Source organism: Malonomonas rubra (assembly GCF_003247215.1).
Lineage (GTDB): Bacteria > Desulfobacterota > Desulfuromonadia > Desulfuromonadales > Geopsychrobacteraceae > Malonomonas > Malonomonas rubra_A.
The window spans coordinates 1-11,367 of sequence record NZ_QKAP01000106.1 but is presented as its reverse complement, the minus strand read 5'-3'; the positions used below and the strand labels follow the sequence as shown (position 1 = coordinate 11,367).

Annotated in this window: 10 protein-coding genes and 1 pseudogene; 10 read left to right on the top strand and 1 reads right to left on the bottom strand. The window is 54.2% G+C overall.

The window, feature by feature from the left end:
• Positions 1–38: 38 nt before the first annotated feature.
• Positions 39–110, bottom strand: a pseudogene (locus Q7J88_RS15435) (hypothetical protein); the annotation flags it as partial.
• Between the two features lie 156 nt (positions 111–266).
• On the opposite strand from Q7J88_RS15435, the gene Q7J88_RS11180 reads away from it, so the two are divergent.
• The 10 genes from Q7J88_RS11180 to Q7J88_RS11135 all read left to right on the top strand — a co-directional run.
• Positions 267–2,384: a TolC family protein gene (locus Q7J88_RS11180; RefSeq protein ID WP_303722307.1), complete on the top strand. Its 2,118-nt coding sequence runs from the start codon at positions 267–269 to the stop codon at positions 2,382–2,384.
• A gap of 151 nt (positions 2,385–2,535) precedes the next feature.
• Positions 2,536–2,865: an EAL domain-containing protein gene (locus tag Q7J88_RS11175; protein ID WP_303722309.1), complete on the top strand. Its 330-nt coding sequence runs from the start codon at positions 2,536–2,538 to the stop codon at positions 2,863–2,865.
• 203 nt (positions 2,866–3,068) lie between these two features.
• On the top strand, positions 3,069–5,477 hold the full coding sequence (locus Q7J88_RS11170) for a lipopolysaccharide assembly protein LapB (RefSeq protein ID WP_303722306.1): 2,409 nt from the start codon (positions 3,069–3,071) through the stop codon (positions 5,475–5,477).
• Between the two features lie 44 nt (positions 5,478–5,521).
• Positions 5,522–5,935, top strand: a complete 414-nt coding sequence (gene flgB, locus Q7J88_RS11165) for a flagellar basal body rod protein FlgB (RefSeq protein ID WP_303722305.1) — start codon at positions 5,522–5,524, stop codon at positions 5,933–5,935.
• A gap of 8 nt (positions 5,936–5,943) precedes the next feature.
• A complete protein-coding gene (flgC, locus tag Q7J88_RS11160) occupies positions 5,944–6,375 on the top strand; it encodes a flagellar basal body rod protein FlgC (RefSeq protein WP_303722304.1) in 432 nt (143 codons plus the stop codon).
• Positions 6,376–6,384: 9 nt separating this feature from the next.
• Positions 6,385–6,687, top strand: a complete 303-nt coding sequence (gene fliE / locus Q7J88_RS11155; RefSeq protein ID WP_303722303.1) for a flagellar hook-basal body complex protein FliE — start codon at positions 6,385–6,387, stop codon at positions 6,685–6,687.
• 55 nt (positions 6,688–6,742) lie between these two features.
• Positions 6,743–8,350 (top strand): flagellar basal-body MS-ring/collar protein FliF, encoded by a 1,608-nt coding sequence (fliF, locus tag Q7J88_RS11150; protein ID WP_303722302.1) that lies wholly within the window; start codon positions 6,743–6,745, stop codon positions 8,348–8,350.
• 20 nt (positions 8,351–8,370) lie between these two features.
• Positions 8,371–9,390 carry a flagellar motor switch protein FliG gene (gene fliG / locus Q7J88_RS11145; protein ID WP_303722301.1) on the top strand — a complete coding sequence of 340 codons (1,020 nt, stop codon included), beginning with the start codon at positions 8,371–8,373 and terminating at the stop codon, positions 9,388–9,390.
• A complete protein-coding gene (locus Q7J88_RS11140; RefSeq protein ID WP_303722300.1) occupies positions 9,377–10,060 on the top strand; it encodes a FliH/SctL family protein in 684 nt (227 codons plus the stop codon). Before fliG ends, Q7J88_RS11140 begins: the two co-directional genes overlap by 14 nt.
• Positions 10,060–11,367: FliI/YscN family ATPase (locus Q7J88_RS11135; RefSeq protein WP_303722298.1), on the top strand; the 1,308-nt coding region annotated here is incomplete at its 3' end. The genes Q7J88_RS11140 and Q7J88_RS11135, both read left to right, overlap by 1 nt.

Here is an 11,367-nt window from a genome sequence, read left to right as displayed (position 1 = left end):
GATCCGATCGTGACCCCTGATCCGATCGTGACCCCTGATCCGATCGTGACCCCTGATCCGATCGTGACCCCTGATCCAACACCGGTCCTCGACGGCGCAGCTCTGTACAACCAGTACTGCTCCGGTTGTCACGGCCAGGCCAATTATGGTGCGAACGTTCCGTCCAGCCATATCGGTGGCCGCGTCAATGCAACCCAGGCAGAGATTGACGCGATCAACGCCCTTTAATGGGTTACTGCCCTCCCTTCGGGGAGGGCAGCTTTTTCATGGCTGAGATGATGACCAGACTTTTTTCTAGCTCCTGTCTTTTCCTGTGCGGCTGTTTTTTCCTGTTAATTTCCTGTACTAACGCGGTCGGTTCTGATGCTGCGATCGACCTGTCGCTAAAAAAGGCGCTGACGATGGCGCTCAGCAACAACCTCGATTTGCACGTCTATGCGCTAGATTCTTCGTTGGCAAAAACCGAAATTCAGCAGAGCCAGAGTATTTACGACCCCTATCTAAGTGCCTCCGCGAATTACGGGCAGACCTTTTATACCGGCGAAACCTATGGGGTAAAGGACACGACGACCTCAATCGGTTTAACCCAGTATCTGCCGAGCGGCGGTAGCCTGACCGCATCAAGTTATACCGGCTATTCCAAACCTGTTTCTGATGATCCGAGCGTCAACTGGACCGACTGGTACACCTCTGTTGGTATCACCCTGTCGCAACCGTTGTTGAAGAATTTCGGCCGGGAAAATATGGAACTCAATATAACCCTGGCGGAGAATTCCCATAAGGAATCTCTGGAGGAGTTTCGGGAATCGGTGACCGAGACCGTCTACCAAGTGATCAAAGCCTATAACCGGCTTTATACCTTGCGGCAGGTTTTGGAATCGAAAAAGAGCGGGTTGAGCTCGGCCCAGCGACTGTTGGAGCAGATTCAGCGGCAGATCGGTTCTGGCAGGCAACAGGAAGTGGCACTGGCGAATACCGAATACGTTATCAGCCAACGGTTGCGTGATCTGGTGGCGGCGGAAAAACAGATCAAGGACCAGGAAGCAGAGCTGCGTTATCTGCTCGGCGAGCAGCAGAAACTGACGCTGGTTCCCGTCGACCCCCCGTCGCGGGTCGAGCCGGAGGAAACCACGGAACAGGCAATCCAACTGGCGTTGGAAAATCGCTCGGACCTGAAGCAGCTGCAAATTAGCCTGGAATCAGGTCAGCTGCAGGAACGGGTGGCTAAAAGGCGCCTGCTGCCCAACTTGGCCGTAACCGGCGGCATCGGTTTCCGGGGGATCGAGGATCAGTTTAGTGACAGCTTGGAGCAGATTGGCGAAGGCAGAGGACGTTGGTGGTCAGCCGGCCTGCAGCTAAGTGTGCCGCTCGGTAATAATATGGCGAAAAGTGAGTACCAGCGCAAGAAACTGAGAGCCAAACAGATAAAAAGCCGGATCACCGCCCTCGAATGGCAACTGCGGGATAAAATCGAAATGGATATGCGCTCCTTGGTCTCCGCCCGCGTGCAAATGCAGGTCGCCGATAAAGCTTTTAATGCAGCCCAAAAGCAGTTTGAGAAATATCGTCTGGGGGTCGCCGAAAAAACTTCGAAGGTCAAGGACCTGCTCGATGCGGAGCGAGACTTGATCAACGCCGGCAATAATCAGACTGAAGCACTGGAGGTTTTTGCCAATGCGGTTGCGCGACTCTGGAAAGATGCCGGTGTTCTGCTTGAGCGGCTGAATATCAACATCGATACCGGCCAACCAGAAAAGGTGACAGCGGGTACCGAGCACCTTGACTATCCACTCAGCAGCCCGGTAGATTTTCTCGCAAAGAAAAAGAGCATTGAAAATTCAACGCCACAAAAGCCGCTGCCGGTGGCGTCAAAAGACGACCCAGTAGCACCAACCGCGACAAAATCGAACCTGCCCGAAACAGACAATGCAATCTATACGTTGAAGATCGGTGAGTACGCCTCTTCTGAATTGGCGAAAACCGAACAAAAGATCAAAAGTGCCGGCTTGAACCCACAGATTGCGACCGGGGCAAAACAGCAGCGACTGGTTACGCGTTTGACCTACGGTGATTTTTCAGAACTGCAGCTTGCCAAAAAACAGTTGTCTAAGCTGCGCAAGACTGGCGCTGGAGGCTTTCTGCTGAACTTGGGGGAAAAAGGCTACCGGTTGTACGCAGGATCTTTTTTCAGCCGTGGAGGTGCGTTAAAAGAACAGCAACGATTGGCTACTTTGGGAATTTCTGTGAGTTTACAAGAGGTCAACGTACAGCTGCCGACTTCCTTGGTTACTGTCGGGAGATTCATGAATCGTGACGCGGCCTTGGTAGTTGCTGCAAAGTTGCAGCAACTGGGGCTGAATGCCGTAATTGAGAAATGTATCTAGATGTAAGAAATTGACGCTCCCTTTATTGCAGCAGTATATAGACCTTCGTTTGGTCCTTTGTTCCTGGCAAATGTTATGACACTTTTTTCAAGGTGTCGGTTTACTCTTCACCTGCTTTTATATCCATTACTCAGAAAGTGAATAGCTAAAAATACAAGGGTTGACCATTGCTATCGATGACTTCGGCACCGGCTATTCTTCCTTGGCGGATCTGAAAAGCTTTCCGATCGATATCTTGAAAATCGACCGCACCTTTATCTGTGACATTATCAGCTACGCGAATGACGCTTCTATTACCCGGGCAATTATCACCATGGCGAACAATCTTGACCTGAAAGTGTTCGCTAACGGGGTTGAATCAGAGGAACAACTGAGATTTTTACAGCAACTCTATTGCTATGGGCACCAGGGGTTCTACTTCAGCAGGCCACTTTCTGCAAAAGAGTCCGAACAGTTGTTGGAAAAGTCCAGCTCGCTTTGAATTCGGTCCCGATCCGCTTGTCAAAATGACGACGCAGCTTCCAGCCTGCGGACCGAAGTGGTCAACAAATTCTCGATAAATCTGCAATTTCCCAGAAAATAAATCCATAAATTACAGGTTGTTACCCACTGAGCGCAAGGTGTTGGCACAGTTCTGGCCTAAAAGGCTCTTTTGGTTACCTATATCAACTTTCGGAGGCCTGGATGAATTATCCAACCGAACTCGGAAAAAAAATCGGTATTTTCCTGTTTTTGCTGTTGTTCTTTCTCAGTTGTTTGTTAACGCCGCAAGCTAATGCCGAAGGAACGATGATCAATATCCAGAAGCAGGAAAAAATCGATACGACCCGGCTCACCTTTTATTTTGCTAGCTCGCCGGAGTTTGAGGTAGAGCACAACGGCCAACGGGTTGATTTGCTGCTGAAGGATGTCTGGGTTTCAAAAGACCTGCTTCATTTGCCCGAAGATGAGACGGTAGTCAAAATCCTACTGGCGCAGAAACATAGGGATCTGTTGACTTCGATCCTGTTGCGCCGGGTACCGCAACAGATGGTGGCCGAATCGAAACAGAATCCGCCACGAATTGTTATCGACCTCTACTGGAAAAGCGAGCAAGGGGCGCGCCCCGGCGTGGCCTTCCGGATGGCTGACATGCCGGTGCGTAAAGCGAGCAAGAAGGCCAAGGAATTTCAGCAGCAAACGCCTTGGGACGGTCATTGGCGGGAGTTCTTCCGGGATTATCGCAACGACTGGAAGCTTAAGCTAACGCTGTCCTACACTCTCTTGCCGCTGCCACTGCTGGTGCTGGATCAGGCCAGCCCGCTCTGGCCGTTGCAGCAGTTCGCGACCGAAGGGAAATGGTTGAGTCTGATCCGTCGGGCGGGGAAAATAGGCAACCTCGATGAAGAGAACACCTATTTGAAAAACCTGCTGGTTACCGAAGCGCAGATCCGTAGTGGGGCGATTGAGACCGGTTTGAGTCGGCTTGACACGTTGCGAGATCAGCAGGGGCCTGAGCAGGTTCGTGTCGAATATTTGACAGCGTATGCGCAGGCGGCCAGCGGCCAGCCGTTTGTCGCGCAATTGACAATCCAGGAACTTTTGCAGCACCTGCGGAAGGGAGAGCCGTTGACCCCTATCTGCTACCTTCTAGCGGCCGAAACAGCCATCGACTCAAACCAGCCTGAAGCAGCGCTTGAATTTCTGCAGAATAAACAGCTGAACTGGCCACCGGTGTTGTTGCCGGTGGTCGATCTGCGCACTGCCGATGCGCTGGCCGGTTTGGGGCAAAAGGAAAAGGCGCTCGGGAAATACCGTACCCTGCAAGAAGAACCCGGCCTGTTCGAACATTGTCTATTCTCTTTAAACCGTGCAGCCTTTACCGCATATCAGCTGGAGAATTTCGGCTTCGCCTATCGGTCATATCTGCGCCTGAGTGAATTGATGAAGCAGCAGTCGGGGGCCGATCTGGTTCAGTTCGCTGCCGGGGCATCAGCCTATGCAGACGACGATATCGACTTGGGACTCATCGGTCTGCAAAAAGCTAGTCTCGATTGGCCGGGACTCGAAGGGGGGGAGAGAGCGGAGTTGCGCTTGATCGACCATTCGCTGCTCAGCGGAAGCGAGTTTGAACTGTCCAAGGCCGCAACTTCATACGGCCAGCTTGGCCGTCAGGCGAGCACTCGGTTAGTACGCGAAGAAGCGTCATTCAAGCGCGCCCTGACACTTTTTCTCCTAAAAGACTGCCAAGAAAGTATTGCTGAACTGATGCGCTTCCGACGTGAGTTTTCCAGTTCACCTTTGCGCCGCGAGGCAGATTTTCTGCTTTTGAAACAGTTGCCGATTGTGATCGATGTTCTGTTGCAGCAGCATAATTACCTAGAAGCAGTGGTGTTGGTGGAGAAAAACCGGAAACTGCTGCTAAGTGGTGATCTGGACCGGACGTTTCTCCGCAATCTGGCCAATGCATTCGACAACCTCGGCCTTTATGACCGTGCTGCTCGGGTTTTGCTTTACATGTTCGACAAGGCCAAAAGCGATCGCCAGCGCGAACCGCTTTACCTGCCGCTGGCGCAGTCGTACCTCAAGCGTGATGAGTTTGGCCACGCTAGCGACTATGCCAGCCGTTATCTGAAAGAATATCCCGCTGGAGAGGATCGAGGTGCCTTGTTCGGGGTGTTGCTCGATGCGTTTGCAAAGCAGGGGCGCAACGAAGAACTCCTCGCATGGCTGGGGCGGAAAGATCGTCCCAGCAGTCCTAAGCTGGGAATTCGGGCCGCTTGGATCTACTGGAATTTGAATCGGCCGCAGGAAATTGTGAACTGTTTGGAAGAGGTACAGCGTTCCGGGACGGAACTGGCAGTCAAAGAAATGGCACTGCTGGCGGAAAGCTACTATCGACTGAACAAGAATAGCGCTGCAGAAAAAATTTATCGTCAGCTCGTCGACGATTCGCAGTACGGCTCTCAAGCCCACTATCGTCTGGCGCAGGTGCTGTTGCGACAGCAGCAACCGGAACGCGCTCTTAACCTTCTGGCGCGTCTGGTCGATGAAGATGGAGGCACCTCTTGGGGGAAGTTGGCCCAGGATTTGCTTTTTCAACAACAAAGATAAGAGAACATTAAGAATGGTGTCAGGAAACGGGAAGGAGTTCACGTATGGCGGATTTCAAATTTATTGATAGCACCATGACGGTGTTGAAAAAAAGCCTTGATCTGCGCCCCCAGAATCAGCAGGTGACTGCGAGCAATATCGCGAATGCAGAAACTCCCGGTTATTCCGCACGCAAGCTGGAATTCGAGGTGGATTTGCGTAACGCCATCAACAGCCCGAAAACGGAGATCCGCACCACAAGTCCCAAACATTTCCCGATCGGTACTGGTGGGATCGAGGGGGGGCAAGGGAGGATCATCACGCAGCGCGATTGCAATCCCTTTGGTGATGGGAACTCGGTTTCACTCGATGACGAAATGCTCGATCTGGCGGAAAACCAGTTGCTGTTCGAGGCTGGCAGCCAGAGGCTGAAAAAGAAACTGAGTCTGCTCAAATATGTCGCCAATGACGGTAAGTAGCAGATCTTATGGATATTTTTACCAGCATGGAAATCAGTGTTTCGGCGCTTAAGGCTCAGCGGGTACGGCTGAATACGATCAGTTCTAACCTTGCCAATATCGAAACCACCCGTACTCGGGACGGTGGCCCTTACCGCAAGCGGGAAGTGGTCTTTCAGAGCTCCCGTCAAGGGTTTGCCGACACCCTTGAGTCCCGCCTGCGCGATGCCACTCAAGGTGTTCAGGTGACCCGCATCCAGGCCAGCAACGAACCGCCGAAAATGGTCTACGAACCGGGTCACCCCGAAGCTGACGAGCAGGGGATGGTGGCGATGCCGAATGTAAATCTGGTGGAAGAAACCGCTGACATGATGTCGGCCAGTCGGGCATACGAAGCGAACGCGACAGTGATCAAGGAGGCCAAGCGGATGGCCCTGAAAGCTCTATCGATCGGTCAATAGAGGTGAATCATGAATTCAGTAGCTGATATTACTTTAAAAGCCCACCTGCAGAGACTCGCCGATCCAAAAACAACGCCGATCCAGAACATTGGCGCCCAATTCGCCGAGACGCTGAAAACATCCATCTCTGAGGTTAACCAGAAGCAGATTTATGCTGACCATGCAGCTCAGCAGATTGCCGCCGGTGAGACTAAGAATCTACATGAAGCGGTAATTAAGCTTGAAGAAGCGGATATCTCCCTGCGGCTGATGGTGCAGATCCGGAATAAAGCGGTCGAGGCCTATCAGGAAGTCATGCGGATGCAGGTGTAGGAATTTAAGTTTTAATAGTTGAAATAACCGCAATCGATTCCGGAGGAGGATGTCGATGGCTGAAGAATCTTTGGAAAAAGTCAAATCAGAACCGCCGAAAAAAAAATCCGTTCTTGACGCGGTAAGGGAATGGTCGCTGGCACGCAAGTTGAGCCTGATCGGGGTAACCCTGGTCAGCATCGCCCTGTTCGCAGCGATCATCATGCAGTCAAAGGTGGCCGACTACAGCTTGCTATTCGCCAACCTTCCGGGTCGTGATGCCTCTTCGATCATCGAATGGCTGAAGGAGCGCAAAATCCCCTACAGGCTGGAAGATGGTGGCAAGGATATTCTAATTCCGGCGAACCGGGTTTATGAAGCGCGGATCGAACTGGCCGGTTCCGGTTTGTCTGAAGGGGGGGTCGGCTTCGAGATTTTCGACAAGCAAAGTTTCGGGATGACCGATTTTGCCCAGAAAGTAAACTATCGTCGCTCTCTGCAGGGCGAATTGACGCGCACCATCACCTCCCTCGGTCCGGTCGAAGGCGCGCGCATTCACTTGGCGCTACCCGAAAAGCGCCTGTTCCGTGAAGAACAGCAACCGGCAACCGCTTCGGTCATCGTCAAACTCGCTTCCGGAAGCACGCTGAAAGAGCCCCAGTTGCAGGGGATCGTTCATCTGGTCGCCGGAAGTGTCGAGGGATTGGACGCAGAGAATGTCACCGTTGTCGACTCGAGCGGCAAGGTGCTGTCAAAAAGCCGTGCCGATGACATTACCGGACCGATAACACCCGGCATGCTTGAATACCGACTGACCATGGAACGGCGCCTAGAAACACGTGCCCAGTCGATGCTCGACCTTGCCCTCGGGGCTGGTAACTCGCTGGTGCGGGTCAATGCGGAGGTCGATTTCGATCAGCGCGAGCGGGTTGAGGAAGCGGTCGACCCCAAAGGTGCCGTGGTGGTCAGCGAACATACCAGCAACGAGCGGGGCAGTTCCGAGGTTGCCGGCGGGGTGCCGGGGGTGGTTTCCAATTTGCAATCGGATGGCACTGCTGTAGCGACTAGAACAACGACCCCCTCCAGCCGAACCGAAGAAGTGGTCAACTACGAAACCACTAAGGTCGTCAGCAAGACCGTCCAGTCGGTCGGTAACATCAAGAATCTGTCGGTTTCCGTCTTGGTTGCCGATAAGTTGACTCCAGGGGCGGAGGGCACCGAACCGAAACCGACGCCACGGACCGACGAAGAGATGAGAGAGATCGAGCAGATGGTGCGTACCGCTCTCGGCCTCAACGACACCCGAGGCGATCTGATCTCGGTGGTTTCGATGCCGTTTGAGTCGGGTTTTGAGACGGAGTCGGTGCCGCCGCCGTCGGTGATCGACAAGGTTTATCTCTTCTTGCCGTTCATCAAATATGGCTTGCTGGGGCTCGCATCCTTGATGGCCTACCTGCTGCTCCTGCGGCCGATGCTGAATACAATGCGCGGTGCACGGGAGGAAACGACCCCGATGAAGACGGTCGAGGAGCTTGAGGCTGAACTGAGCAAGCAGAGCGGAGCCTTGATGCTGGGTGGTCCGAACGATCCTCTGGCACCCATCCGGCAGGAAGTCCTGGGTGGCGACAGGTTGCTAGTGCAGGTGATCAAAAACTGGCTGAACGAAGAACCGAATCCTGAATAACGTCGAGAGAGCGGATCCGAATGCGTGGCAAGAGTAAAAAATTATTTGGAATTGACAAGGTGGCGTTGCTGCTGTTCTGCCTTGGCGAGGAAGTGACCGCCAAGGTCTTCAACGAACTGGATGACAAGGAGGTTCGCGAGATCAGCCGTCGCATGATGGATATCGATCGGATCGATCAGGGCCAGGCAAAGGATGTTCTGGAGGAGTACAAGGAACAGATCAAAAACGAGAATATTGGGATTTATGTCAAAGGCTCCGATTTCGCCAAAAACGCGATTATGAGCGGTGAGAACGAAACCCGTTCCAGATACTTGATGGATCAGCTGCTGGCCGGGACCGAAGGACGGCCGCTGGAGACCATCTCCAAAATGCACCCGCGGATGGTCGCAGCCCTGCTGGAAAAAGAGCATCCGCAGACCATGGCGCTGATTCTTTCCACCCAGATGGAAGATCATACCAGTCGGATCCTCACCGAGCTGTCGGACGATATCCGCGGCGAGGTAATGTACCGCATCGCCAAGATCGACCATGTTTCGCCCGACGTAATCAACCAAATCGAAGATGCCTTGCAGCGGGAGATCGGTGTCACGGTCTGCAGCGACCACAAGCAGGTCGGCGGTGTCGAGAAAGTGGTTGATATCCTAAGCAAGATGGACAAGGGGAGTGAGCAGGTTATCCTGACCAGCATTGAAGCGGTCGATCCCGATATGGTGGAAGAGATCCGCAAGATGATGTTCACTTTCGATGATCTTTCAACCCTCGATAACCGTGGCATGCAGGCGATCTTGCGCGAGGTCAGTACCGATATGCTGACTGTGGCGTTAAAGACCGCCTCAGATGCGATTAAGAACAAGATTTTTGCCAATATTTCCCAACGTGCGGCCGACATGATCGCTGAGGATCTGGAGGCGATTGGACCGCGCAAGCTGTCCGAGGTCGAAGCGATGCAGATGGAGGTTGTTAAAGTCGCGCTGCGGCTGGAAGAAGAAGGCAGTGTGGTTATTCCTGGCCGTGGCGGAGGTGGTGATGAACTTGTCTAAAGTGTATCGTGGCGAAGAAGCTGGAGACCTCAAAGAATTTCGGTTTTGCTCCTTCGGCGATACCGAACCGGCCCGCCGTGCTGACGGTGACAGTTTTAGCGTGTCTGGCCTAATCGATTCCGCTGCTTCAAAGCCGGCCGCGCTGGTCGAGCAGCAGACCGATCTATCGATCGCCAGGCAAGTGGAGGAGGCTTACGCGCGTGGACGTCAGGAAGGTCTGGCAATGGCCGAGCAGCGTTTCGATTCTGCCAGCCAGACACTGACTCAGGCGCTGGAGGATGTCAGCAGGTTGCGCGAATCGTTGGCCCAGACCGGCAGCCGGGACATGCTGCGCCTGGTGATGGCGATTGCCGAACAGGTCATCCGGTGCAGCATCGAGGCTGACCCGGCAGTGGTGCTGGCGATCATCGAAAACGCTTTGCAGGCTTCTGTGCGTGCCGACAGTTACCGGATTTCGATCAATCCGACCGATTTGGAAAGCGTCACCAGGCAAAAGCCGTTGTTCTTGGCCAGCATCAGTGGTTTGAAAAACCTCAGTTTTGACGCTGATCCGAGTATTGCCAAGGGCGGGTGCCGGGTCGATTCGGAATTGGGGGATGTCGATGCCACTATCGAAACCCAACTTGAGAATATTCGTGCCGCTCTGTGTGAAGCGATAGCGGAAGGCTGATGCAGGATCTGGTTGCGCGCATCAAGGCGGTCAATCCGCTCAAGGTCCGCGGAAAAGTGACCCAGATTGTCGGTCTGGTGGTCGAAGGCTACTGCCCATCGGCAACCGTCGGGACCCTTTGTCAGCTGATTCCCCTCGGTGGTGGTGAGCCGGTGCTGGCCGAAGTGGTCGGCTTCAAGGAATCCCGGGCGTTGCTGATGCCGCTCGGAGAGCTACGTGGCCTCGGCCCCGGCAGCCTGATTCAGGTTGATCGTGACATCGCTACCTTACCGGTAGGCGATCACCTGCTCGGCCGGGTGATCGATGCTCTTGGCCAGCCGCTTGATGAGCAGCCGCTGGCGCCCTGCGAAATAGAATATCCCCTCTACGCTCTTCCGGCCAGCCCGATGACCCGGAACCAAATTGTCAAGCCCCTCGACCTAGGGGTGCGGGCGATCAATGGTCTGTTATCTTGCGGCAGCGGCCAGCGAATGGGTATCATGGCCGGTTCCGGGGTTGGCAAGAGCGTGCTGCTCGGCATGATGGCCAAACATACCCGAGCCGACGTCAATGTCATTGCCCTGATCGGTGAGCGGGGGCGTGAAGTGCGCGAGTTTATCGAACGCGACCTTGGCCCGGAAGGACTGGCCCGCTCGGTCGTCGTTACGGCGACCTCCGATGTTTCACCGCTTTTACGGATGCGCGGTGCCTTCGTCGCCACGACCATCGCCGAATACTTCTGTGCCCAGGGAAAAAAAGTCCTGTTGCTGATGGATTCGGTGACCCGTTTCGCCATGGCGATGCGCGAGGTCGGTCTGGCGATCGGCGAACCGCCGACCACCAAAGGCTATACCCCCTCGGTCTTTGCGACCCTGCCGAAGTTGCTGGAGCGCGCCGGTAGCTTCAAGGGCAAAGGGAGTATCACCGGTCTGTACACGGTGCTGGTCGAAGTGGACGACATGAGCGAGCCGATAGCTGATGCGGTTCGCTCGATTCTCGACGGTCACATAGTTCTCTCCCGCGATCTGGCCGCGCGCAACCATTTTCCCGCTATCGACATCCTTCGCTCAACCAGCCGGGTCATGCGCGACATCGTCAGCCCCGAGCATATGCAGCTCAACGGTCGGGTACGGGAGATCATGGCAACTTACAAAGAGGCCGAGGATCTGATCAATATCGGGGCCTATGTCGAAGGGAGCAACGGCAAGATCGATTACGCAATCTCGCGCATTGAGGCGATCATCGAGTTTCTGTGCCAGGGAATGGATGACGCCGTTGATCTGGATACCGCCCTTGAGCAACTGGCTACGCTGGTTCAGGACCGGCGG

Coding starts and splice junctions, on each gene's coding strand:
- fliF (WP_303722302.1), top strand. CDS start 6,743: ATGGCTGAAGAATCTTTGGAAAAAGTCAAATCAGAACCGCCGAAAAAA.
- Q7J88_RS11180 (WP_303722307.1), top strand. CDS start 267: ATGGCTGAGATGATGACCAGACTTTTTTCTAGCTCCTGTCTTTTCCTG.
- flgC (WP_303722304.1), top strand. CDS start 5,944: ATGGATATTTTTACCAGCATGGAAATCAGTGTTTCGGCGCTTAAGGCT.
- flgB (WP_303722305.1), top strand. CDS start 5,522: ATGGCGGATTTCAAATTTATTGATAGCACCATGACGGTGTTGAAAAAA.
- fliE (WP_303722303.1), top strand. CDS start 6,385: ATGAATTCAGTAGCTGATATTACTTTAAAAGCCCACCTGCAGAGACTC.
- fliG (WP_303722301.1), top strand. CDS start 8,371: ATGCGTGGCAAGAGTAAAAAATTATTTGGAATTGACAAGGTGGCGTTG.
- Q7J88_RS11170 (WP_303722306.1), top strand. CDS start 3,069: ATGAATTATCCAACCGAACTCGGAAAAAAAATCGGTATTTTCCTGTTT.
- Q7J88_RS11140 (WP_303722300.1), top strand. CDS start 9,377: ATGAACTTGTCTAAAGTGTATCGTGGCGAAGAAGCTGGAGACCTCAAA.